This is a genomic window from Pseudomonas sp. GM50, from assembly GCF_000282375.1.
Classification (GTDB): domain Bacteria; phylum Pseudomonadota; class Gammaproteobacteria; order Pseudomonadales; family Pseudomonadaceae; genus Aquipseudomonas.
Genome location: NZ_AKJK01000055.1, coordinates 1 through 21,703, shown reverse-complemented (window position 1 = coordinate 21,703; position 21,703 = coordinate 1). Strand labels below are relative to the sequence as shown.

The 21,703-nt window shown below is 61.2% G+C and carries 19 protein-coding genes; 2 read left to right on the top strand and 17 right to left on the bottom strand.

The features are described from left to right. The 12 genes from pgaB to PMI30_RS16055 form a co-directional block, all read right to left on the bottom strand. A complete protein-coding gene (pgaB, locus tag PMI30_RS16000; RefSeq protein ID WP_008009546.1) occupies positions 1-1,998 on the bottom strand; it encodes a poly-beta-1,6-N-acetyl-D-glucosamine N-deacetylase PgaB in 1,998 nt (665 codons plus the stop codon). Between the two features lie 12 nt (positions 1,999-2,010). Then, entirely contained in the window at positions 2,011-4,491 is a 2,481-nt protein-coding gene (gene pgaA, locus PMI30_RS16005; RefSeq protein WP_008009544.1) for a poly-beta-1,6 N-acetyl-D-glucosamine export porin PgaA, read from the bottom strand. 374 nt (positions 4,492-4,865) lie between these two features. Then, on the bottom strand, positions 4,866-6,377 hold the full coding sequence (locus PMI30_RS16010; protein ID WP_032835385.1) for a YdgA family protein: 1,512 nt from the start codon (positions 6,375-6,377) through the stop codon (positions 4,866-4,868). A 308-nt stretch (positions 6,378-6,685) separates the two neighbouring features. Next, positions 6,686-7,321 carry a hypothetical protein gene (locus PMI30_RS16015; protein ID WP_008009539.1) on the bottom strand — a complete coding sequence of 212 codons (636 nt, stop codon included), beginning with the start codon at positions 7,319-7,321 and terminating at the stop codon, positions 6,686-6,688. Between the two features lie 81 nt (positions 7,322-7,402). Then, positions 7,403-8,851: an efflux transporter outer membrane subunit gene (locus PMI30_RS16020; protein WP_008009536.1), complete on the bottom strand. Its 1,449-nt coding sequence runs from the start codon at positions 8,849-8,851 to the stop codon at positions 7,403-7,405. Further along, a complete protein-coding gene (locus PMI30_RS16025) occupies positions 8,848-9,735 on the bottom strand; it encodes an efflux RND transporter periplasmic adaptor subunit (RefSeq protein WP_008009534.1) in 888 nt (295 codons plus the stop codon). Before PMI30_RS16025 ends, PMI30_RS16020 begins: the two co-directional genes overlap by 4 nt. Continuing rightward, the gene (locus PMI30_RS16030; RefSeq protein ID WP_007899582.1) at positions 9,732-9,941 is read right to left on the bottom strand and encodes a DUF1656 domain-containing protein; all 210 of its coding nucleotides are present in this window, start codon (positions 9,939-9,941) and stop codon (positions 9,732-9,734) included. The genes PMI30_RS16025 and PMI30_RS16030 overlap by 4 nt, the downstream gene beginning before the upstream one ends. Next, entirely contained in the window at positions 9,938-12,010 is a 2,073-nt protein-coding gene (locus PMI30_RS16035) for an FUSC family protein (protein ID WP_008009532.1), read from the bottom strand. The genes PMI30_RS16030 and PMI30_RS16035 overlap by 4 nt, the downstream gene beginning before the upstream one ends. Further along, on the bottom strand, positions 12,007-12,435 hold the full coding sequence (locus PMI30_RS16040) for a MarR family winged helix-turn-helix transcriptional regulator (protein ID WP_008009530.1): 429 nt from the start codon (positions 12,433-12,435) through the stop codon (positions 12,007-12,009). The genes PMI30_RS16035 and PMI30_RS16040 overlap by 4 nt, the downstream gene beginning before the upstream one ends. 124 nt (positions 12,436-12,559) lie before the next feature. Next, positions 12,560-12,805: a type II toxin-antitoxin system Phd/YefM family antitoxin gene (locus PMI30_RS16045; protein ID WP_008009528.1), complete on the bottom strand. Its 246-nt coding sequence runs from the start codon at positions 12,803-12,805 to the stop codon at positions 12,560-12,562. 98 nt (positions 12,806-12,903) lie between these two features. Further along, positions 12,904-13,149: a DUF2789 domain-containing protein gene (locus PMI30_RS16050; protein ID WP_008009525.1), complete on the bottom strand. Its 246-nt coding sequence runs from the start codon at positions 13,147-13,149 to the stop codon at positions 12,904-12,906. Positions 13,150-13,273: 124 nt separating this feature from the next. After that, positions 13,274-13,741 carry an aminoacyl-tRNA deacylase gene (locus PMI30_RS16055; RefSeq protein WP_007899556.1) on the bottom strand — a complete coding sequence of 156 codons (468 nt, stop codon included), beginning with the start codon at positions 13,739-13,741 and terminating at the stop codon, positions 13,274-13,276. Positions 13,742-13,951: 210 nt separating this feature from the next. On the opposite strand from PMI30_RS16055, the gene PMI30_RS16060 reads away from it, so the two are divergent. Beyond that, positions 13,952-14,479, top strand: a complete 528-nt coding sequence (locus tag PMI30_RS16060) for an NfeD family protein (protein WP_008009523.1) — start codon at positions 13,952-13,954, stop codon at positions 14,477-14,479. Between the two features lie 22 nt (positions 14,480-14,501). Next, complete coding sequence (locus PMI30_RS16065; protein ID WP_008009522.1) at positions 14,502-15,260, top strand: slipin family protein; 759 nt, start codon at positions 14,502-14,504, stop codon at positions 15,258-15,260. Positions 15,261-15,402: 142 nt separating this feature from the next. Here PMI30_RS16065 and PMI30_RS16070 read toward each other — a convergent pair whose 3' ends face one another. From PMI30_RS16070 to PMI30_RS16090, 5 genes are all read right to left on the bottom strand, one after another. Continuing rightward, entirely contained in the window at positions 15,403-16,413 is a 1,011-nt protein-coding gene (locus PMI30_RS16070; protein ID WP_008009519.1) for a sulfotransferase family protein, read from the bottom strand. Then, positions 16,401-17,186, bottom strand: coding sequence for an aspartyl/asparaginyl beta-hydroxylase domain-containing protein (locus tag PMI30_RS16075; protein WP_008009517.1), 786 nt, complete (start codon positions 17,184-17,186; stop codon positions 16,401-16,403). The genes PMI30_RS16070 and PMI30_RS16075 overlap by 13 nt, the downstream gene beginning before the upstream one ends. Next, positions 17,183-17,788, bottom strand: coding sequence for an adenylyl-sulfate kinase (gene cysC, locus PMI30_RS16080; protein ID WP_008009514.1), 606 nt, complete (start codon positions 17,786-17,788; stop codon positions 17,183-17,185). Before cysC ends, PMI30_RS16075 begins: the two co-directional genes overlap by 4 nt. Then, on the bottom strand, positions 17,772-19,286 hold the full coding sequence (locus PMI30_RS16085) for a TolC family protein (RefSeq protein ID WP_008009512.1): 1,515 nt from the start codon (positions 19,284-19,286) through the stop codon (positions 17,772-17,774). Before PMI30_RS16085 ends, cysC begins: the two co-directional genes overlap by 17 nt. A 39-nt stretch (positions 19,287-19,325) precedes the next feature. Continuing rightward, the coding region (locus PMI30_RS16090) for an Ig-like domain-containing protein (RefSeq protein ID WP_032835382.1) at positions 19,326-21,703 on the bottom strand (2,378 nt) is incomplete at its 5' end.

Below are 21,703 nucleotides of genomic sequence, written 5' to 3'. Positions count from 1 at the left end.
TTATGGATTCCACTTGTTGGAGAGCGCGGGCCGCACGGTTTTCAAGTCCGGCTGGTTCTCGAGGAAGTTGTCCGGGTAGTAGCCAAAACTGGTGGCGCCCTGACGCTTGAGACGGCCCATCCAGTCAGCCAACTGTTCGCCGTCGATGTCGGCGTCGGCGTTTTTCGTCCAGTCACGGGCCTGCAATTCGAACACCGTGCGGTCGAGTGCGCCGGGGCGCGATTTCACCGTTGCCACCAGCGTTTCGAGCCAGGGGCCGGATTGTTTGCGGCTCTGTTTTTCCATGAGTGGCATGGCCATCGGCGCCGTCCAGTCGTAGGCGCCCAGGAAGTCATCGAGGTTCTGCGCGAACCAGGCTTCGCTCTCGGGGTTGAGCATTGGCTCGGCGAAAATATTGCGCGCTGTCTGCACTTGCGGACCGCGAATGGCGCGGACCTTGGCGGTCAGTTCGTGAGTGAAATCGATCAGGTAGCGGCTCTTGAATCGCGTCCAGCGTTGCAGGGTGGCCGGATCCGCACGCAGGCTGGCAATCGAACCGGGCAGACCGTTGGCGGCATAAACCTTCAGGGCTTCAGGGCCGGCGTCTTCGAAGTCCGACAGCACCGCGTCATCGTGATAGAGGATGCCGTCGACCGAGGTCAGGCGCGCTATGTCTTCGTAGATTTCACCGATGATGCGCCGTACGTTCGGATCGAATGGCGACAAGCGCTTGTACTGGTCCGGATCGATCGAGGTGGTAGCGGTTTTCGGGTCCCAGCGAGTGACTCGTGGCAGCTTCGAATCCAGGGCAAAACTCAGCACCGGCATCCAGGCATAGACTTTGACCTGAGCCCGAGTGCGCAACTGCCAGGCTACGCGGTCGAAGATATCGGCGCGCATCGGCAGGTGCCGGTTAGGAAAGTACAGCGAGTGCACCAGGCCATCGCCCGCAGGGTCGGCGAAGGCTTGCAGGAACACCGTATTGGCGCCCATGTCGGCCATGCGCTGGATCAGTTTGCCGAGGTTGATTTCCTGTTGGGCCGGGTCCGGATCGTAGACGTTGTCCAGGTCCACATGCACCACGCGCATCGGCGATTCGGTCTGCACCGAGACGATGCTGTTGGCGAAGTGTTCGCCATCCGGGTCCGAGGCCACCAAAAAGCGCGGGCTGCTCATCAGGTTGTCGAGGGCATCAAGGCCGTCTTCCAGAGTCAGGGCCATCTGATAACCCTGTTCGTTGATCACTTGCAGCGAGGTGCCGTCCGCCGCGCCGTACGGCCAGACCCAGACACGCGGTTTGTAACCGGTGACCTTGCGGATCTTCTCCGAGATGGCCGCCACGTCGGCGCGCATCCGGGCCTGGAATTGGGCTTCGGTTTCATAGCGACCGGTAGCGGCGTCATAGCGCCGGGTTGCGGCCGCCGGTTGCAGGTTGCCTTGCGGGTTGGCCAACACGCCTTTGTGACTGGCATCGGTGTGGGCAGCGATTTCCACCAGGCCGGATCGGGAAATCTCGCGGATCTGCTCCCAGGTCAGGAAGTCCGAACGCTTGCGCGGTGTACCGGCGAAATCCACCGGCTGATTCAGCGGCGTATCGATCCACACCCCGACCGGCGCCAGCAAGGCATGCCAGTTATAGGCGCGCAGTACTGGCAACACACGGGTGTAGAAGCTCGAATAACCGTCGTCGAAACTCAGCACGATCGCCCGTGGCGGTAGCTCGGGGCCACCGTTGCGAGCGGCCATGATCTGGTCGATGGTGACCGGCTTGTAGTTGTTCTCCCGCAGCCACGCCAGTTGCTCGAGCAGACGCTCGGTGCGCACGGCCACTACCGCCTGATCGGGGTCACGGTCTTCGACATCGTGGTAAGCGATCCCGAGCACGTGGTTTTTTGGCCACGGCTTTTCATTGGCCGACACCGGGCGTTCGGACGGCGGTGCGAAGGCCGGGGCTTGCTGGGCGCAGGCGCTGATCAACAGCGCTCCCAGCAGAAGGATGAAACGCGAAATAAAAGGCATCTTCAAACTCTTCTAGAAGCGGTAAGTGAGGTCGACGAGCAGGCGCAGATCGGTTTCGCGGTCGCCGTCATAAGGCCGGTTGATCACGCTCAGCAGGCCGCCCACCTCGAATACGTCGTTCCAGCTGTAGCGCTGGCCGTAACCCAGCAGGCCGACGCCGCCGGTCCCGTGATCGCGCTGGCTATAGGTGCCCGCACCGGCCTGGAACTGCTGGCTCCAGGAAGTTTCGTAGCGGTGATAGAGCACGTGGTTGACGTTCACCGTCGGCAGCACGCTGAAGTCGGATTTGGGGTTGAAGTACGGCACGTCATCGGACTTGGAGTTATGGCTGGTGCCGACCTCAAGGCCAAGGTCGACCTGCAACCCCGGCGCGCGGTAAACACCCTCGCGACCGGTGAGCAAGGCTTCGACACGGTTGTTGCCGTCACTGAAGTGCGAGGGGCTGACCGCCAGTCTCCACTCACGGCTCTCATTGGCGCGCCAACGGATGAAACCGCTGCCGCCGTTGGCGGTGATGTCGCTGTTCAAGGCCCGCAACGGCGTTTGCGCCGACAGGTATTCGAGGCTGCCGCCGTACTGCCAGTGATCGTCGATGTCTCGGGCAATCGCCAGGCGCGCGCCCTGTTTGTTACCGAAGCCGTAGGAATGGTTGGAGACTTCCGCCTCCAGGGTCATGTCGCGGGTCCGGCGCTCTAGCCCGACGCGCTGAAAACGATGGTGGCCGGTGCCTTCCTGGAAGTCGCCGGTGGCGTAACCGGCACCGGCGAATACGCGCCAGTCTTCATCGATGGGCGGGCTGTACAGCGTGGTTTCGATGCCAAAATCGCGACTGCCGTTAACCGCCCCGACATCGCCGTCGCCACCGCCATAACTCTTGCCGCCGTAGGCCTCCACCCGCAGCTCGGCCATGTCGTGGACTGCACGCTGACGCTGCAAACGCTGGACCTGACGGTTGTCCGGAAAACGCGCGACCACATCGTCGGTCAGCGCATCCATCTGCCGCCATTCCTGCAGATCCATGGCGGTGTGGCCTTGCGCAACTTCCAGGCCGATGTCCCGTGGCGCCATGCTCTCGGTTTCCTTGAGCTGATTTTCGGCACGCCGTGGCCAGTCCCGGGCCAGGTACAGATCGGCTTGGGCCAGACGCAGGCCGAGGTTGCCCGGGGCCTGATCCACCAGCGTCTGCAAACGCTGCTCACCCGACGGCAGATCAGCGCCGTAGGTGCCGGCCTGGGCGGCGAGTTGCTGCGCGTCCATCCATTCATCGTTGGGATTGCCCACCGGCAAACCCTTGAGCTCGATACGCGGTTTCTGAGACTTGGCCTGGTCCTCGGCGACCTGGCGCGCTTCATCGGCCTTATCGCTTTCGAGCAAGGCGTAATAGAGCGCGGTGCTGTCTTCCAGGCGGTCGCCGACATCGGCATCCGGTGCCACCAGCACCTGACGATACAAATCGGTGGCGATTTCTGGCTGACGCTGGTCCAGATAGGACGACGCCACCCAACGCAGGGCGTAGGTCGGAATCTTCACACCTTCGGCGAGCAGCTTCTGGTATTCGGCGATCACATCGGCGGTGCGTGCACGGGCCTTAAGGGCGCCCATGCGATCGATTCGCCAGCGAATGACGTCATCGTGGGCCTGAGGATCCGGCGTCCAGGTCGTCAACAACTGGTCGTAATCGGCCAGAGCCCGATCAGCGATCACATAACGTTCTTTTTCGCTGCGCGTGGCCAGCTCGGCCAGGCGCACGCGTTCCGCGGCCAGGTCACCTTCGAGGCGTCGCAGCGTAACCGGATCCAGCAGCCCCGGCCGCTGACGGGCCAGGCGCAAGGCCGGTTCTGGCAGACGGGCGCGTTGCAGGGCAATCACGTATTCCCGAGCGACGTCGGGCTTGCTGCCGGCGCGGATGAAAGCCTGGTCGTATTCAAACAATGCGTCGTAGGTGGCACCGGCGCGGGTCAAGGCGTAGGCCAGGGCCAAGCGGCGGGAAGGATCATCCGGTTTCGCCGCCACCAGCGCCCTGGCGCGGGCAACCGCCTCGTCAGGCTTACCGGCGTCGGCCTGGGTCATCGCCAACCCCAGCTGCAGGTCGGGATTTTGCGGTTCAAGGGCCAAAGCCTTGTTGTACACCTGGGTCGCCGAGTCCCAACGCTTGAGGTTGCGATAGGCACGCGCGGTGGCGGTCAGGGCCTGAACCGGCAACGCCCGATTGTGCCCCTGGGTTTCATAGACCTGGACCACTTCGGCGTCCAGACCGGCCCAGCTGGCGATCTGCAAGTGATCGCTGATCTGGCCGGTGCTGGCCTGGTTGACTGGCACCTGGCGCAATACCGTCAGCGCAGGCGTGTAGTTGCCGGCCCGTGCATCGCGAACCATTTGGTCGTAGGGGGTGTCGGCGAACGCCTGCATCGGCCACAACAACTGGCCGCACAGCGCAACGCGAAACAAGGGGCGCAACCCACGATGAATAAAGGGACCAGCAATACACGGCATTCGTCAGCATCCTTACATGGCCAGCCGGGTCACAATGTCCCTTGCCCATTCGTAGCGGAAAGCCGGATCGAAAGACCCAGCCAAGCTTTATCGAAACAGTCTTGCATGCAAGCGTAGTCGACTATTCAGCGCACAATAATTATTCAGATTCGTGACGCTAGGGCCTTCTCTCAATGCCATTCAGCCAGGTGCAAACCCATGTGGGAGCGAGCCTGCTCGCGATAGCGATGGGTCAGCCGACATTGATTTTGAATGTACCGCCGCTATCGCGAGCAGGCTCGCTCCCACAGGGGAGTGCTTGGCTGACACCAGACAGCAAAACGCCCGGCGTCTGCGTGTTGCAGAGGCCGGGCGTTGCGTTGAAGCCTGCGGTTTTACTGGAGGGTGACGTTGCCAGTGCCACCGAGTTTGCTCATCACGAAGCCGACAAATTCTTCGAGGGTCATTTTCTGGCCGTTGAAGTCCACCTGATTGTTGGCGTAGTGCAGTTTGGTGACGACATTGTTACCGTCCAGTTTCGCCAATTGTGTGCCGACCGCCATGCTGCTGAACATGTCGGCGGTTGCGCTGGCCTGATCGGCAATGAGCTTGGCGTCGGTCTGGCCGTCGATTTGCGACTGCAGGGTGAGCACGTCAACCAGCATTGGCTTGGACACCAGTACGTTGAACTCCAGCAATGCGATCAACTGCTTGACCAACTGGTCTGGCGGCAGGTCCATGGATTGCGGTTTGGTCAGGTCCAGCACCAGGTTGGCGCGGCTTTCGCCGTTGCTGGTGTTGAACGACAGGTTTTCCAGGGCCACATGCGGGCCGGCGGCCAGCAGTTTCTCCAGACCGGTCTTGACCTGCGCCTCTTCGGCCGGGGTCAGGTTCAGCTGCGGCGCCGGTTCACCGGCGGCAGCGGCTTCAGCGGCGGCCCTTTCGTAGGGTTGCAGTTTGGTCTGGTAGATCTGCATCAGCGACATCGTTGACGGGATGTCGAGGTTTTTCAGGCTCATGGCCATCTGCGCAGAACCGATAACCTTGCCGTTCAAGGACACTTCACCGACTTTGTAATCGGCACGCCCCGAAGCGTTGGTACCCGTTTCCTCGGTCTGGTTCTTCATTTCAAAGTTCTTGACGCCGAGTACCGATTGCTTGGCGCCGAAGGTGGTTTTGCTGCTGGTCAGCACGACGGTGTTTTCGCCGGTGTAATAGCCGTAGGTGCTTTTGTTCAGGTTACTGGCCACGGTCAAGCCATTGAGCTCGACTTGCACCGGGGTCTGATCTTCAGCCACGGTGGTCAGTTTCAGGCTGTCCATGTAACCGTCGGCCTTGACCTTTTGCGCCTGGGCGCTGGCGGCCACGTCGAGTTTCAACCCGGAGAATGTCAGGTTGGACTTGTCATCCAGCGCTGTTTCCAGCGGCAGAAACTCGAGGGTGCCCTTGGTGGAGTTGTCGTAGCCGATGTTGACCACGCCTTTGACCGGGGATTTGTCCTTGGCGGCGGCGAACCACTTTTCGGTCAGCGGGGTCTTTTCCAGCTCGTAGTGACTGGTGGCCAGGACCGGCAGCCACTTCAGCGATACCAGGCGCGAGAACGGCAGCGGGCCGTGTTCGATGCGGTCGGCGAACAGCAACTCGACCGGCGCTTCACCAAACATCTCGCCTTCGCCCTTGAGGCGATAGTGCGCGGTACTGCTGAACACATGGCGGTCCAGCGACACCAGCTCCAGCGACGCCGTACCATTGGAACCTGCCAGCGCGGCTTGCAGCTCTTTGTTGGCGTCGGCGATCGAGGTGTTCAGCACCCCGTCGAGCTTGCTGCCGGTGTACCACGCACCGCCGGCGCTGATTGCACCGATGGCCACGACAATTCCTAGAAGCACGCCTGCTGATTTATTCATGAAGTACCCGTTCAATGTCCGTTGTTGAAAGTATGGTCGTCTTCCCTGAACCCATGACGGGTTGCGGTCACGACTGCGCTGAAAGTGGGATGGAGATTAGCATTTGCGCCGCAAAGCGGCCCAATGATTAAAGGTGAAAGAGTGTCTATGGCTCGCGCATGGGGTCGAGAGTTTCAGTGGTCATGAGATCGCCTTCGCGGGCAAGCCTCGCTCCTACAGGATTTGTGTCGTGTGCAAATTTCGCAAATGACACAAATCCTGTAGGAGCGAGGCTTGCCCGCGAAGGCATCAGTCCAGCCAACATCATTTCAGGAATACTGAACCTCAATCTCATCCAATTGATGATCAAAGCTCTTGAGCCGCGCAGTCCACGTATACACCAGCACTTCAAAATCCCGATTGATCACCGCCCCGCCAGTCACTTCCGCGCGCGGGTCACAGAAGTCCAGTTGATAGCGCTCGCGGGCCATGGCGTTGGCGACATCCGACAGCTCTAGCGCATTGTTCAGCCAGTGCCACCCCTCGTCGGCCACTTGCTTGTCCAGCGCCAGGCATTGCTTTTTCAAGGTTTCGAGGCTTTTTTCCAGCGGCGTGCCGGTGAGTTCGCCCATGACTTCCTGGAAGGTGCGCCCCGGTTGCCAGTAACTGCCCCAGAAATACCGGTCGAACACCGTTTCGACGCGACGCAAAGCCACCTTGGTGTCCCAGATCAGCACCAGGGTCTTGCCTTGTTCGAGTTGTCGTTTCTTGATGCGCTGGCCCTGGAGTGAAGCCCAGGCGACCACCACGATAGCCATCACGGCGATCAACGCCGCCGCGCTGTCGAGGAATATCAGCGCCGTGTCGAGCTGGTGGGCCAGCATGACGCCGTAGAAATAGGTGGCCGACAGCAAAACCAATGCCGCAATGGCGCACCAGAAGCCGGGAGCGTAAGGGTTTTTCATTATTAGATCCCCATGACCAACGCAAGCCTTGATCGACGGGTTCGCCGCGCGCCCCCATCAAATCAAAGCATAGCAACGGCCTCAGGGTTTGCCGGGTTGTGAGCCTTGCGTTCGTCCGCTTTCCCAGCCGCCACCCAAAGCGAGGAACAAATCGATCTGGCTCATGGCGACTTGGGTGTTGGCCGAGGCCAGTTGCGCCCGTACATCGGTGTAGGTGCGGGTGGCTTGCAGGTCCGCCAAAAACGACGCGCGACCGGCCTGGAAGAAGCGGTGGGTCTGGTCTGCCGCCAGTTGCGCCGATTGCTCGGCGTCAGCCAACGCATCGCGGCGTTGAAGTTGCGCTGCATATTGCGCCAGCCCGGTCTGAGTCTCACGAATGGCGTTGAGTACCACGCCATCGAAATGCGCCAGCGCGCCTTGGGTCGCGGCTTCGGCCTCACGGATCCGCGCGCGGGAGCCGTTGGATGGCACGGTCCAGCTCAGCAACGGGCCGAAGCCCCAGCGATTGGTCGATGGTTTGCCGAGGTTTTCCAGAATGCCGACCGTGCCAATGCTCGCGCCGATGCTGATGTCCGGGTACAACTCGCCGGTTGCAATGCCGATGCCGGCGGTCGCGGCCGCCAATCTGCGCTCGGCCTGCCGCACGTCGGGTCGACGCTTGAGCAGCGTGGCGCCGTCACCCACCGGCAACAATTGCGTAATTTTTGGCAACTCGGCGCAGTCGCTGGTGCCCGACGGCAATTGCTCGACCGGTTTGGCCAGCAGCATCGACAAACGGAACAACCCGGCCTGACGCGCCGCTTCATAACGCGGCATATCGGCGCGCAAGGATTTGAATTGGGTTTGCGAACGGGTGACCTGGGTTTCATCGCCGCGCCCGGCATCGCGCAAGCGCTGGGTCAGCGTGGTGCTCTGGGCTTGCAGATCGAGGGAATGCTGGGCGATTTCCCGTTCTTCATTGGCCGCACAAACCTGGGTGTAAGCCCGCACCACATCGGCCACCAGTGTGATCCGCGCGGTATCCGCTGCCGCCTGGGTCGCATCGGCATTGGCTTTGGCCGCTTCAATACCGCGCTGCAAGGTGCCGAACAGGTCGAACTGATACGAGGTGGTGATGCCGATGTCACCAACGTTGGCCACCGGCACTTTCTCCGGTAGCAAGAACGCCTCGCCGGATTCCTGCAAACGCTGGGCGCCGACCTTCACGCCACCGCTCCAACCGCCCGCTGCCTGCGCTTCGTCGACCTGGGCGCGAGCCCGCGAAAGATTCGCCGCCGCCACCCGCAAATCGGTGTTGGAGGCCATGGCCTGCTGCACCAATTGGTCCAGACGCGGATCCTGATACAGCCGCCACCAATCACTGGGCACCGGTGCCGAGATGACATTTTTACCGTTCACCGCCAGATCGCCCTGAAAATCTTCACGGTGCACGGCAGCCTCGTCCGGCAAATGATAATCCGGCCCGACCACCTGACAGGCCGACAGCAGCAAGCCTAATCCGGCAACCGCCAAACCCGACGCCCTGCTCATTTCGCCGGCTCCCGGGTTTGCTCGCCAATGATCGACACCGTGGCCGTACGGCCGGCAATCATGCGGAAATCCGCCGGCACCTCGTCGAAGGCGATTCGCACCGGAATTCGCTGCGCCAGCCGCACCCAGCTGAACGCCGGATTGACGTTGGGCAACAGATTGCTGCCACTGCTGCGGTCGCGGTCTTCGATGCCGGCGACGATGCTTTCCACGTGCCCGCGCAGGCGGGCACGGTCGCCGACCACCCTAATGTCGACGCCTTGGCCGACATGAATGCCGTCCAGTTTGGTTTCTTCGAAATAGCCGTCGATGTGGAAGGAATTGCTGTCCACCACCGACAACACCGGCCGCCCGGCGGTGACGAACTCCTGGGAACGCGGCGCACGGTCGTTGACGTAGCCATCCACCGGGCTGCGAATCACTGAACGGTCGAGGTTGAGCTGAGCGCTGTCCACCGTCACCTGCGCCTCCATTAATGCAACTTCGGCGCGGGCGACACGGGACTGGCTTTCTTCCAGTTGTTCAGCCGGGACCAGATTGCCGAGGCCACGGTTACGCTTGGCCTCGCGCTGGGCCTGGGCCAGGGTTTCCTGGCGGTCGGCCACCGCTGCTTTCGCCTGGCGCAGCGCCAGTTTGAAACGGTCCTGATCAATGCTGAACAGCACCTGGCCGCGTTTCACCCACTGGTTATCGCGCACCTCCACTTGCTGGATCAGCCCGGAGACGTCCGGGGCGATCTGCACGATGTCGGCGCGGATGTGCCCGTCTCGGGTCCAGGGCGCGAACATGTAATACATGACCATGCGCCAGACCACGACAACGGCGAAGGTCACGATCAACAGCGTCAGGACCACGCGGCCGAGGGTCAAAAAAGGTTTTTTCATGTCATCAGGTATCGACTGAGTGAGTCCACGGCGCCGAGCAGCACGGCGTAGAGAGCCACGTTGAACAATGCCCGGTGCCAGACCAGACGGTAAAAGTGCAGGCGCGTCAGCAACCCGTGCACCAACAGGTACAACACGTAAGTAATGCCCATCAGCACCAGCAACGTGGGCAGGAACACCCCGCTGATATCCAGATCACCGATCATAAAGGCGCTCCATCGATGCCATGGGGAAGCGGTTCTTCACGTTCGCCCGTGCCGACAAATTCGACCCCCGGCAACAGCGCCAGACGCAGGCCGCTCAAGGCATGCAGCAGGTGCAGACGGGTTTGGTCATCACGTTGGCCGCCGAGGGCGCGACGGGTGCGATCGAGGGTCATCAGCAACGGGCCGGGCGCCGGCAGACGTTCGCCCGCCTTGAGACAGGCCTTGAAGTACTCGCCGACTTCGGCCACCACTTGCTGCAACAGCACCTGCGGCACGCCAACCACACGCGGCGTATAAGCCAGCAGGTCGAGAAGATTCAACGCCACGCGCACTTCCCGCAGGGCGATCCCGGTGTCCTGGCCGGTCATGGCCAGCCGCGGCAAGTGCTGCATCAGGCGATCGAGGATCTGCACGCCCAATTGCCGGTGTTCGGCCAATGAAGCCGGCGCGGTCAGGCTGACGATGTCGCGCCAGCTGAAACGGGTCAGGCGTTTGGCCGCCAGTTCCGCACCGAATGGCCGGGCGATCAGGGTCCAGATGAAAGCGAACAGTAAACCCATGGGCCCGGCCAGGTTGGAGTTGGCGAAGCTGAGAAAATCCGCGTCGTAGGCACCTTGAATGCTGATGAAAGACGAGGTGTTGACGATGGTCAGCAGCATGCCCAGATAAAAACGCGGCTGCACCGTCAGGGTGCCGACGCAGATGAACGGGATGGCGAACGCCAGCACCAGCATCGGGAAGTCATGCAGGTTCGGCAGGATCAGAAACAGATAAAGGCTGGCGAACAGCACCGACATCGCGGTCCAGAAAAAGAACCGGTAGATCTGCGGCGCCGGGTCGTCCATCGACGCGAAGAAACTGCACGCCACCGCCGCCAGGATCACCGCGCTGCCGCCGTCAGTCCAACCGAGCAGAATCCACAGCACCGAGGCAACGATAATGGCGGTGACCGTGGACGCCGCCGAATAGAGCATCAACCCACGGTCGAGAAACGGCGACAGCCGACCGAGGCGCCAGTGCCGATACACCGCGCGCCAACTGTCCTGGCTATCGCACTGGATGGCGTATTGCAGGCTGCGGCAGTCTTGCCACACATCGATCCATTCGCCGAGGCGATACAGGGCGTTGGAGAACAACAACTGCTTGCGGTCGTCCAGCGCCTCGGCACTCGGTTGCAGCGCTTCGAGCCGGTTTTTCAGGGCCTGCCAGCGTTCGAGGTCAGCGTCTTTGTGATCGAGCCATTCGGTGGTCGCGGCCAGCAGCGGCGCGAACTTATCCACAAGCTCCGGCGTGCGCCGCTCGAGGGCGTAAAGCGCATCGTCGAGGTCGTCGATCACCGGCAGCAAATGAATCATTCGCCCGCGCAGTTCCTTGGTATTACGCACCGTTTGCGGTCGCGCGCCCTCGTGGGGCAATTGACCGATCATCAATTCCAGGCTGTTGAAGTTCGCCACCATCGATGAACGCAAGGCGCTGACTTCGTCCGGCTGCACGTTGCGACTGAGGAAGCGCAGGCTGTAGGTCGAGGCATCGGCGAACCATTTACTCACCGAATCGTTGAACACCGGCGCCAGCCGCCGTGGCCAGAACATGGCGCCGACCACCGCCGCGCAGGCGATGCCGAGGAAGATCTCTTCAGTGCGCGCCTCGGCCACGTCCCACACCGCCAGCGGGTTATCCACCACCGGCAATGCGATCAGCGGCAAGGTGTAACCGGCGAGCATCAAGGCGTAGCTGTTGGCGGTGCGCAGGTGCAAGGACAGGAACAGCAAAATCCCGGTCCACAGCGCGATGACCACCACCAGCACATAAGGGCTCTGCACGAACATCGGCACAAAAAAAACCGCCGCCGCCGCACCGAGCAAAGTGCCAACGGCGCGGTACAACGCCTTGGAGCTGGTAGGGCCGACGAAAGGACTGGAAACGATATACACCGTGGCCATCGCCCAATACGGACGGGGCATTTGCATGAGCATGGCGATGTACAGCGCGATCATCGATGCCGCGAACGTGCGCACACCGTAGAACCAGTCCCGCGCCGGGGGTACGCCGGTGAAAAATCCGCTCAAGGCTGAGCCACCGCTGGATGGTTGGCCGCTTCGAAGGCTCGCAATACCCGCAGCGCCGCTTCCAGATCACCCTGGTCGATCCCTTCGAGCACTTCATGGCGCAAGCGCACCAACTCGATTTCGACCGCTTGCACCAACTCGCGACCGGTCTCGGTCAGGCTCAGGCACTTGGCGCGTCGGTCATGGACGTCTTCGGTCCGGCAAACGTAACCGGCATGGCACAACTGATCCAGCAGCCGCACCAGTGACGGACTCTCCATCCCCGCCGCCTGCGCGACCGTCACCTGCCGCACACCCTCGCCCAAACGCCCGATCATCAACAACGGCACGGCGCAGGCTTCGGAGATTCCATAGTTGACCAGCGTGGTCTGACAGATCTTCCGCCAATGCCGGGCGGCCACCACCATGGAGCTGCTGATGTTCATCTGGAGAGCGGCGAGGTTCGGCACGAGGGAATACACACACTGTTAGTTTGCTAACTATCAATATGGCATTCGAGGGGAAAGTTGGTCAAGTTTTGAAACAATTCTCATGCTGGCAGATGATTTTTCACAGATCATCAAGACTGATTGGTTCGGCAATTTCCTGACTGCGAGCGCGTATGAGAATCGCAAGGTCGAAATCATCCAGGCGCTCCAGCATTGCTTCATAGAGATCTGCCGAAACCAGATACGCCGTGATTCGATCGTTATCCAGTACCGCGATAGGTCCAGCTTGTGTATCCCGCATGGCAGCACCCACGTTTTTTGCAAGCTCGGAGATGCTGATGATCCTTTCGGCCAAAACACATTGCATAAGTCAGTCTCATCTCCGGATTTGTAGCCATGGAAGCTACTTCAACCAGGTTTTTGAGGCCCAGAAGAAACCTGTGACGAGGTTTTTCGTGTCGTTTTTTACACCCCCCGCCCCTTTCTCAGCATTACATCCAGCTGATCCACCACCTCAGCCCAATCAGCATCATCCAGAATCTCCTGACGCAGCAGTTCTGCCTGGCTCTCGCTCCAGAAGAACGCGTCGGCAAGGTGCAGTTCGGGTTTGAGCGGTGAATGGGTGGCGATGAATTTATCGATGCTTTCGGCGTCGTCCGGCAGGCCGAGTTGTTTGAACAGGGACGGGAGGCTGTGGGTGGGGGATTCCATGTCTGGTTCCTTCGTGATCGCGTATTGGATGGGTAACCGCGGTGCGGCTATTCGCGGGCAAGCCTCGCTCCTACAGGGATGTAGAGACGAGGGTTGCCCGCGATTACGTCAGTCGGGGCGACTGTTATGCCGAAAGACTCAACTCGCACACTTCGGCATGCGGCACCATTTTCAAGAATTCCGGCACGCTCATGTGTACCAGGTTGTTGTGGTTGCCGGCTTCCAGGTAGATGTCTTTCTGCCGGGTCAGCTGTGGGTCGATGACCATGTCCATCCCGTAGGATTCGCCCAATGCAGGCACGGCGCCGCGTTCGCAATCGTCGAACAGGTGCGGCAGGTTGCTTTCACGGGTGACTTGCCATTCGCTGCTGCCACGGACTTTGCTCAGGTCCAGGTGACGGCTGGCGGGCAGCACGGCCATCAAGTAATGCCCGTGGCGGTCGTCGAGGATCACCGATTTGGCGACCCGTTCGGCAGGGATGCCCGCGAGCCGAGCCGTTTCAAGGCTGCTGGCCGAGTGCGGGTGGGAAACGATGTCATATTCGCAGTGGGCCTTGTCCAGGCTGTTCTGCACGGTTTTTGCCATACGCATGATGCACCTCGGTGTCCGCAGCAACGAATCGCGGACGATGGTTAACTTTTGTCTCCCTTAAAAGTCTAGGCCCGCTGGTGGGATCCGGCGGGAAATCCGCCCGTCGGACGCTGTCGACACTGGTCAAAATTCATACAACTACAGGCTCAACTAGACTTGTACCCAGAGCCACAAACGGCTCGCGGACGGATGACTCTCCCGGAGGGTCAAGTGAACACTCGTTGCTGGGCAATTGCGCTGCTGCTGGCCTTGAGCGGATCGGTTTTCGCGGCGGATACTCTCGTGGTGCTGGTTCCCGATCCCATCGGGCTCTGGCTGATCACGTTCGGCATTGCGTTTCTGATCGCCGAGGCGGCCTTGCCCAATTACGGCGTGGTCGGTCTGGGCGGTCTTGTAATGTTTGTGATTGGCGCGGTGATTCTGACCAATGCCGAAGTCCCCGTTCCCTTGATGATCGGCTTGGGGCTGATTAGCGCACTGCTGCTGACGTTCCTGCTGATCCGCGCCTTGAAAACCCGACCGCGCCGCAACGTCAGCGGCGACGACGAATTACTGGGCAGCGTGACGCCGATAACGTCGTTGCAGGCTGGTAATGCCTTTATCGGCTGGGTGCACCTGCAAGGCGAGCAATGGCAAGTAATGAGCGAAACACCGCTGCAACCGGGCCAGCAGGTCCGGGTGGTGGCACGCAAGGGTTTACTGCTGGAAGTGGTCGCGGCTGACGCGGCGCCCGCATGAACAATGATGGCGGAGAATAGTCATGGGTCTGCAACTGGGTTTTGCCGCGCTCCTGTTATTGCTGATTGCACTGGCGGGGTCGACCTTCCGCATCCTGCGCGAGTACGAACGCGGCGTGGTGTTCCAACTCGGGCGCTTCTGGCAGGTCAAGGGCCCTGGCCTGATCCTGCTGATTCCGGTGGTCCAGCAAATGGTTCGCGTCGACCTGCGTACCGTGGTGCTCGACGTACCGCCGCAAGACGTGATCACCCGGGACAACGTTTCGGTCAAGGTCAATGCAGTGTTGTATTTCCGCGTGCTCGATCCGCAAAGGGCGATCATTCAGGTCGAAGACTTTCTCATGGCCACCAGCCAACTGGCCCAGACCACGTTGCGAGCGGTGCTCGGTAAACATGAACTCGATGAACTGCTGGCCGAACGGGAACGGCTGAACGTCGATATCCAGCAAGTACTCGATGCGCAGACCGATGCCTGGGGCATCAAGGTGGCCAACGTCGAGATCAAGCACGTGGACCTCAACGAATCGATGATTCGCGCCATCGCCAAACAGGCCGAAGCCGAACGGGAACGTCGGGCCAAGGTGATCCACGCCGAAGGTGAATTGCAGGCCTCGGAAAAACTCATGCAGGCCGCCGAAATGCTCGGCCGCCAGCCGGGGGCCATGCAACTGCGTTACATGCAGACGCTGAGTTCGATCGCCGGGGACAAGAGTTCGACCATCGTCTTTCCGCTGCCGATCGAATTGCTCAAGGGGATGGCGGATTTGTCGTCCAAGCCTTGAACAGATCGCAGCCTTCCTACTCGCTGGATCATTGGGAGAAGTCACAGATGCAGGCTCGGGCCAAGGTTTAGCTCGGTAGATTTGTGGTGAATTGAAGATCGCTTTCGCGAGCAAGCCCGCTCCCACATTTGATCTTGGGCGTTCACAAATGCTGTGTGCACCCCAGGACTACTGTGGGAGCGGGCTTGCTCGCGATGGCGTCAGGGCCGTCGATACATGACTTGGCAACTAGCGCCTCATACGGCGCTCGCGCCCAACGCTCTACCCGCTCGAGCAACAGGGCCGTGGCCTCGCGACGCTTGTCATCGCTGTCACCAACAAACACGTCCGACGGCTGTTTGGCATGCTGCCCCACTGCCGCGAACACTTGCTCACGCTGCAATTCATCCAACCCGAAAAACTCAGCCAATCGCCCCGCCATGGCCTGTGGCAGTTCGCTGTAGTTCACCGCCTGGCCGCCAAACGCCCGGCATTGCGCCAACCCCGACGCCAGCAACCGTCCCACCCGCCGGGCGATGTAATCCTCACGGCTATCGAACGGCAATTCGTCGTCCAGCCCGCTCGCCCCGATCATCCCCGGCACCATGTGCATGCCCGGACGACGCAGATGCGAAACGGCGATTTCCAGCGGATCGCGGTACACAAACAACCAAGGCGTTTCGGGAAAACACTCGTGCAACACAGGCAATTCAGTGATGTTCCAGGCATCGAGCTTAATGACCAGTCGTTGCTCCGAACCGAGCCGACGCTGGCCATAGGCAGACAACAACCCTTTGATGGCGGCACGGCGCTCGACGGCGGGTAAATCACTGCGCAGCAGCGCATCCAGCGGCGGCGGTTCGCTGATGACAATGTGGTTATCGAGGCGGGCGAGCATCTGGCTGATCAGCGTCGAGCCGCAGCGCGAGGCGTGAAAGATAAACGCACTCGGCGTCAGACCAGGGCTGCAAACCTGCCAGTCCGCGAGGGTCAACAATCCAGTTGTGCGGCGAAACGCCTGATTGAACGGCAGCCGCAGCGCATCCTCTACGGCGTCACGAAAAAACGGTTGATGCAGCCGCGTGTCACCGAACCAGCACCAGTCGACTTGCCATTGCCCGGCCTCTTGCCAGACACGAATCGGCAACCAGCCTTCGAGGTTCAGGCGCTCCATTGTTCATTCCATTGGCGGCGACCGTCGCGCATCGCTGCGCGCAGTTCTTCACGGGTGAACAGCAAGCCTCGCCCAGCCGCCAGTTCCAGAGTGCGGGTGATAAAAGCTTCGGTGTCCGGCAAGCCCTGCAACGTCTTCGAAAGCTGCGAATCACTGGCCACTAAACGCTGAAACTGGAGCAAAGCCCCATCAGCGACACCGGGCGGCGGCGTGGTCGATACACCGTCGATAATCGCCTGCTCCAGCCAGGCACCGGGCCGGCAATCGAGTACCAGATGAACCCGTGCCTGGGTATCGTGATTGTCCACGCGATGCGGCCGCGACAAATCGAGATACCAGCATTCGCCAGCGGTCATCGGCATGCGTTGGCCATCCAGCAGGAAGTCCACTTGGGGTGGGCTGAGCAGCGGAATGTGCAGACGCAAATCAGCGTCCGGCTCGCCCAGGTCATAGTCGCGATGCTCGTGAATGCGCCCGCCCGGGCCGAGCCGCAACAGGCGCGCGCAAACGATCTGCAGCGGCAGATCCCGCAGCCCTTGCTGCCATCGAACGTCCCGCCGCCAGGGCTCACGCAAAAGAGTTTCGCCGCGACCGGGCGATAGCTCAGTCAAGGCATCGGCGGCGGAAATCAGCGCCACGCCACTCCAGTCGCCCGCGTAATAATCGCTATTGAAGTGGCTGTGCCAGTCGTCCTCGCCAATCGCCCCCAGCGCCTGCAACAGCAACGGCAAATCCACCGTTACCGGCAAGCGGGAGAAGGCCGGCCGACTCATCGTTTCGGCAGCACCGCGCACTCGCCGAGCCAGGTCAGCAAACGGTCGAGACAGGCCTCGACCGACTGCGCGCCCGTGTCGAGCACCAGCGACGCGCACGGCGGTGGTTCATACGGCGCCGAAATACCGGTAAACCCCGCCAACTCACCCCGTCGAGCACGGGCGTAATGACCTTTGGGATCACGCTGCTCACACACCGCCAACGAGGCGCTGCACCAGACTTCGCGGTAGTCCTCGCCCAACCGTTGGACGAACAATTCACGCAACTCCACCAAGGGCGCGATCATCGCGAGGATCACGATCTGCCCGTTGTCCACCAACAGCGCCGCGAGTTCGCTGGCGCGGCGGATGTTTTCCAGGCGATCGCTGTCGCTGAACCCCAGGTCGCGATTGAGCCCCACCCGCAATCCGTCGCCATCAAGCACCACACTTTGCACGCCGTGTTCGAACAACTCGACGTGCAGTGCCTGGGCCAATGTCGACTTGCCCGCGGCCGGTAAACCGGTCAGCAGAATCGCCGCGCCACGATGGCCGTTGCGGGTCTCCCGTTGGACACGGCTGATGCTCGCCGTCGGCGCCAGCAGGTTACTGGACCGGAGCATGGGCCACCGGCACTGAGATGTTTCCCGCCGCCCACGCCTCTTCGCGATTGGCCAGGGCGGTGGCGATGGACTGGACTTGCGTCGATTGCACCTCGTCCGGCAGCGGATCGAGACCGGCGCTGGCGAAGATTTGCCCATAAGCGTTGCGCAAGTCAGCGTAAGACAGGTCGCGACGCAGATCGGCCTGCAACGTGTTCAGCTCGCCCTGGATCAGATCCAGTTCGCCCAGCCCGGCCGCCTGATAGCGATTGCGCAGTTGGCCGACGATTTGCCCATCGATGTCTGACAGTTGCTGATTGGTCTTGAACTGCCGCATCGCCTCGCGATAGTTGGCGTTGGCCACGTAAAGCTGCGCCAGTACGGCAATCGACATCGCCTGCCGGCGCGCCGTGGCGACTTCTTCACCAGCCTTGGCAACGTCGATCGCGGCGGGTGCGGAAATCACATTGAACAGGTTCCAGGTGACTTTCACCCCGTAATCCGCCCAGCCCTGCTCCACCAGAAACGAGTTGCTGTCGTAATGCCCACCGGCGGAAAACTCCAGCCCCGGCAGCAGGCGCAGCATGGCTTTGCGGGTTTCGGCGGCGCTGATGCGGGTCTGGTAATCCTGCTCACGCAACTCTGGCCGACTGGTCAGGGCTTCCTGTTCCAGGCTGGCGAGGTCGACTTTGAGTTCCGGAATGACGTAGTCGTCCTGGGTCGCCAGCGTCAGCTCGGTGCTCGGAGGCAGGTTGATCAGGGTCGCCAGTTCGGTTTTCGCCAGCGACAGCGCGCGGCGTTGCTCTTCCAGTTGCCGAGTGGCTTCGATCAGCGAGCGCTGATAACCCAACGCCTGAATCGGATCGCCGATACGCTGCTCGCTCATGCTCTGGCTATTGTTGCGGGCGGTTTCGACCCGGGCCATCAGGCTGTCGATTTGCTTGAGCAAACGTTCGGCGGCCATGGCTCGCCAATAGGCCGAGCGTACGTCCTGGACGATGGTATTGATCACCTTGCGCCGGCGCTCCTGCACGATCAGCCGCTGGTCGCCCTGCTGTTTGGCGCTGATGTAACTGACACCGAAGTCGAGCACGTTCCAGACCATGGTCAGGTCCGCCACTTCACGGTCGCGGTCCTGGGAGGTCGACGGTTCCAGGGACTGGGTGCCGGTGAGCACGCTCTGACTGCTGGATGCGTTGACGTTGTTACGCCCCACGTAACCGGCATCCAGCGCCATACGCGGCAACATGTCGAAACTGGCGAGGTCGAGTTGGCGCTTGGCCAAGGCCTCTTCCATGATCTTGAGCCGGCCTTCGAGGTTGTACTTCACCGCGCGGGCCATGGCCTGGTGCAGGGTCAGTGGGCCGCTGAGGGGCTCCTGACCCGTGTACATCTTTTGCAGATCGCTTTTGGCGCGCTGTTGGCTGACGCTGCGTTCGATCGGTTCACTGGTGACTGCACATCCGCTGATCGCCAGCGCCAGCAGGCTGGCGCCGAACAACTTCTGACTTCTCTTCATCCTTGGAGCCCCCGGTGCCTCACTGCTTTAATGTTTTTTTCAGGCCTGCATTTCGCTGATGCCGACCTGTTGCAAAGCTGCGGCCAGGCTTTCGACCTGCCGTTGCTCGGTGTCTTTGAGTTGTTGCAATTGTTGGCCAAGAGTCGGTGCGCCAAACACGCCACGCAGCCCTTGGGAAACATCCCCCGCCCTGATTGACTGATTACCGAAGGTGTTCAGCGAATCCCCCTCGCTACTGGTGTCCTGATTGAACAGACTCGACAGAGTGCTGCTGCCGAAGACCCCGCCATCGCCCCCGCCAAAACCCAGGAAGCCTTGGCCTGAGCCATCGCCACCGCTCTCACTGCTGCTGAATACCTGCGCGATAAAACTTGGCGCCAGCGCCCCGTGGTTCATGAAAATGTCGCCCAGAGGCCGAATGCCATTGCCTATCACCCGTTGTTCAAACAGCGGGGCAAACGTCAGCGGCGAGCCAAGATCGCCAGTGGGTGGGGTGAAGATGATCGGTTGCAATGGCACGTTCGGTTGATCGACTACGACCACCGGTGTCAAAACCAGGGGCGGCGCCGGAGCGGTATCAATCGCGTAGTTATTGGATACAGCGACGCTGGCGCCCACGTTGCCCGCCAGGTCCGTCACATTGCTGGTGTCCAGCGCAATGAAGTTACTCGGATCGGTGATGTTCGCGGTGGGTGTGAAGGTCCCGGTCCAGGTCTTGCCGCCGTCGCTGCTGGCCAGGTTGGTCAGCTCGCCATTGGTAACGCTCAAGTCCGACAAATCGAAGTCGCTGACCGCCTCGCTGAAGGTGAAAGTCACCAGTGTCGTCTGGCCAATGCTCAGGTTCGGGTTGGCAACCACAATGGTGACGGTCGGGCGGGTCGCATCCAGCGCGTAGTTGTTGGAGATGGCGATGCTGGCGCCGGCATTGCCCGCGGCGTCGAGCACATTGCCGGTGTCGAGTATGATCAGGTTGGTCGCATCATTAAGGCTCGCGGTCGGCGTGAGCGTGGCAGTCCAGGTCACACCGCCGTTGCTGCTGGCAAGGTTGGACAGCACGCCATTGGCCACGCTGAGGTCCGACAGGTCGAAACCGGACACCGCTTCGCTGAAGGTAATGGTCACCGTGGTGGTCTCGCCGATGCCCAGTTTATTGTCCGCGACCACAATGGTCGCGGTCGGGCGAGCGGTGTCGATCGCGTAGTTGTTGGAATTGGTCACGCCGACGCCACTGTTGCCCGAAGCGTTGGTTACTCCACTGTTGTCCAGGCTGATCAGGTTGGTGGTGTCTGTCACACTGACCGTAGGCGTGAAGGTCGCGGTCCAGGTCACGCCGCCATCGCTGGACGAAACGTTACTGAGGGTGCCGTTGGCAACGGTCAGGTCGGCGTTGCTGAAACCGCTGACTGCTTCGCTGAAGGTGATAGTGACCAGCGAGGTTTCACCGGCCTTGAGGGCATTGTCGGCAACTACGATGGTGGCGGTCGGCACCTCGGTTTCCACCACATAATTGGCCGAGTTGGTGGTGCCTGCCCCGGTATTGCCGGCCAGGTCCGAGACGCCGCTGTTGTTCAGCGTGATGATGTTGCTGGCGTCGGTAATCCCGATAGTCGGGGTGAAGGTCGCGGTCCAGGTGATGCCACCGTCGCTGCTGCTGACCGCGCTCAAGGTGCCGTTGGCGACGCTCAAATCACTGTTGTCAAAACCTGTCACCGCTTCACTGAAGGTGATGGTCACCAGCGCCGTCTCCCCCGGTTTCAGGGTCGTGTCGCTCAACACGATAGTGGCGGTCGGCCGTTGGCTGTCGATTGCGTAATTATTCGAATCCGTGGTGCCGGCACCCGCGTTTCCGGCCCCATCCAGGACCCCGGTGTTGTCGAGGGTGATCAGGTTGGTCGAATCGGTGATGCTCGCCGTCGGCGTCAAGGTGGCGGTCCAGGTGATGTTATCGCTGGTGCTCAGACTGCTCAGGGTACCGTTGCTCACCGTCAGGTCGGCCGTGGTAAAACCGGTCACCGCCTCGGAGAACGTGATGGTCACCACCGATGTTTGCCCTACCCCCAGCGCCGCATCCGCGACCACGATGGTTGCCGTAGGCCGCACGGTGTCGATCGCGTAGTTGTTGGAATCGGTGGTGCCGCTACCGGCATTGCCCGAAGCATTTTGCACACCGCTGTTATCCAGGGTGATCAGGTTGGTCGCGTCGGTAATGCTGACGGTCGGCGTGAAGGTGGCGGTCCAGGTGATGCCGCCGTCGCTGCTGCTGACGGCGCTCAGCGTGCCGTTGGCGATGGTCAGGTCGGCGTTGCTGAAACCGCTGACCGCTTCGCTGAAGGTAATGGTCACCAGCGACGTTTCACCGATTTTCAGCGAATTGTCGGCCACCACGATGGTGGCTGTCGGCAGCACCGTATCGATGG

What these genes read in the sequence shown, in the direction of transcription:
- pgaB (WP_008009546.1), bottom strand. Translation starts at nt 1,998, where the DNA reads ATGCCTTTTATTTCGCGTTTCATCCTTCTGCTGGGAGCGCTGTTGATC.
- PMI30_RS16015 (WP_008009539.1), bottom strand. Translation starts at nt 7,321, where the DNA reads ATGAAAAACCCTTACGCTCCCGGCTTCTGGTGCGCCATTGCGGCATTG.
- PMI30_RS16055 (WP_007899556.1), bottom strand. Translation starts at nt 13,741, where the DNA reads ATGCGTATGGCAAAAACCGTGCAGAACAGCCTGGACAAGGCCCACTGC.
- PMI30_RS16070 (WP_008009519.1), bottom strand. Translation starts at nt 16,413, where the DNA reads ATGGAGCGCCTGAACCTCGAAGGCTGGTTGCCGATTCGTGTCTGGCAA.
- PMI30_RS16065 (WP_008009522.1), top strand. Translation starts at nt 14,502, where the DNA reads ATGGGTCTGCAACTGGGTTTTGCCGCGCTCCTGTTATTGCTGATTGCA.
- PMI30_RS16050 (WP_008009525.1), bottom strand. Translation starts at nt 13,149, where the DNA reads ATGGAATCCCCCACCCACAGCCTCCCGTCCCTGTTCAAACAACTCGGC.
- PMI30_RS16075 (WP_008009517.1), bottom strand. Translation starts at nt 17,186, where the DNA reads ATGAGTCGGCCGGCCTTCTCCCGCTTGCCGGTAACGGTGGATTTGCCG.
- PMI30_RS16010 (WP_032835385.1), bottom strand. Translation starts at nt 6,377, where the DNA reads ATGAATAAATCAGCAGGCGTGCTTCTAGGAATTGTCGTGGCCATCGGT.
- cysC (WP_008009514.1), bottom strand. Translation starts at nt 17,788, where the DNA reads ATGCTCCGGTCCAGTAACCTGCTGGCGCCGACGGCGAGCATCAGCCGT.
- PMI30_RS16085 (WP_008009512.1), bottom strand. Translation starts at nt 19,286, where the DNA reads ATGAAGAGAAGTCAGAAGTTGTTCGGCGCCAGCCTGCTGGCGCTGGCG.
- PMI30_RS16030 (WP_007899582.1), bottom strand. Translation starts at nt 9,941, where the DNA reads ATGATCGGTGATCTGGATATCAGCGGGGTGTTCCTGCCCACGTTGCTG.
- PMI30_RS16025 (WP_008009534.1), bottom strand. Translation starts at nt 9,735, where the DNA reads ATGAAAAAACCTTTTTTGACCCTCGGCCGCGTGGTCCTGACGCTGTTG.
- pgaA (WP_008009544.1), bottom strand. Translation starts at nt 4,491, where the DNA reads ATGCCGTGTATTGCTGGTCCCTTTATTCATCGTGGGTTGCGCCCCTTG.
- PMI30_RS16045 (WP_008009528.1), bottom strand. Translation starts at nt 12,805, where the DNA reads ATGCAATGTGTTTTGGCCGAAAGGATCATCAGCATCTCCGAGCTTGCA.
- PMI30_RS16020 (WP_008009536.1), bottom strand. Translation starts at nt 8,851, where the DNA reads ATGAGCAGGGCGTCGGGTTTGGCGGTTGCCGGATTAGGCTTGCTGCTG.
- PMI30_RS16040 (WP_008009530.1), bottom strand. Translation starts at nt 12,435, where the DNA reads ATGAACATCAGCAGCTCCATGGTGGTGGCCGCCCGGCATTGGCGGAAG.